2 protein-coding genes are annotated in these 1,350 nt (G+C 45.6%); one reads left to right on the forward strand and one right to left on the reverse strand.

Annotation, left to right across the window (positions count from 1 at the left end; genetic code table 11):
- Positions 1 to 307 (forward strand): branched-chain amino acid ABC transporter permease (locus Q8P28_08950; protein ID MDP2682913.1); only part of this gene is annotated, 307 nt, incomplete at its 5' end.
- A gap of 66 nt (positions 308 to 373) precedes the next feature.
- On the opposite strand, the gene Q8P28_08955 is transcribed toward Q8P28_08950, so the two are convergent.
- Positions 374 to 1,350 (reverse strand): tetratricopeptide repeat protein (locus Q8P28_08955; protein MDP2682914.1); only part of this gene is annotated, 977 nt, incomplete at its 5' end.

Here is a 1,350-nt window from a genome sequence, read left to right on the forward strand (position 1 = left end):
TTCCATGGGCGCATTCTGGGCAGGTCTTGCAGGGGTTTTTTTTGCAGGAAAATTCGCCTTTGTTTCGCCGGAGAGTTTTACATTCTTTGAGTCTGTATTTGTCCTTGCAATGGTTGTGCTTGGAGGCATGGGAAGCATCCCAGGCGCAATAATCGGCGCAGCAATTCTGATTATACTGCCTGAGGTTTTGAGGGGGTTTGCGAGCTACAGGATGCTCATCTTTGGCGCAGCCCTTGTTGCCATGATGCTCTTCAGGCCGCAGGGTCTCATCGGCAGCCCAAGACGAAAGGATGAACTCCAACCGTAATATGAGAAGATATAAGCTCAGGAGATGGAGTCGTTATATGAGGCGGAACACAGATGATCCCTGTCTCTAAGGCAGATTAAACGGAAACCCTTTTCCGCTCTTTGCCGCCTTTATAAGGCGACTTATATGTTTAATCTCCACCCCAAAAGAAAACCCCTTTGCCCTCTTTAATGCCTTTTCAAATAACACAGAGGCGCTTTTAGGCCTGCCATTTAAAAACTCCAATTCGCCAATGGAAAGTTCGCAGTATGAAAGACCTCTTTCATCTTTTGTCTCATTAAATAATTTCCGCGCCTTTATAAAATCACCTTTGGCATTTTTCAAATCGCCCATCATCTTCAAGGCAGTCCCCTCGCCCCACAATGTGTATGCAAAACTCACCTTATCGCCAATCTTTTTATAATACCCCTTTGCCTTTTTAAAATATCCTAAAGAGCCCTTAAAATCCCCTTTCATCCTTGTTGCATTTGCAAGCCCGCAGTATGAATAGGCTGTGCCAAAGGTATCTTTAAGCCCCCTGAAAATTTCATTCGCCTTTGAGTAGTATCTGAAAGAGTCATCTATCCTGCCTAACACCCGTGATGCGCCTCCAAGACCGCATAGGCAATAGCCAATGCCTGATGTATCTTTCATGGCTGTAAATCTGCTTATCGCCTGCTTAAATGTTTGTATGGCCTTGTTCAAATCCCCTTTTATTCTATACGCCCCTGCCTTTGCCCAGAGCAGGAAGGCAAGCCCTGTCTTGTCTTTAAATTTTTTATAAAACCCTTCGCCCTTTGAAAATATCTTAAGCGCCTCCCTGTGCCTGCCCATTGCCCTTAAAACAAGCCCGATGCCGCTCAGCGCATCTGCGGCAGATGACTCGTCTCTTATTTGCCCGGCAATGGAATAGGCCTTCTCATAATTGGATTTTGACAGTTCATATTTTCCAATCATCCTCCAGCAATCTCCAAGGCTTAAGAGACAGGACAGCTCTTCTTCCTTGTCTTCGCACACCCCTTTTGCCTTGAGATATAGGATGGCGGCCTCATTGAATTTAGAGG

This window comes from Deltaproteobacteria bacterium (genome assembly GCA_030690165.1).
GTDB lineage: Bacteria > Desulfobacterota > GWC2-55-46 > UBA9637 > UBA9637 > JACRNJ01.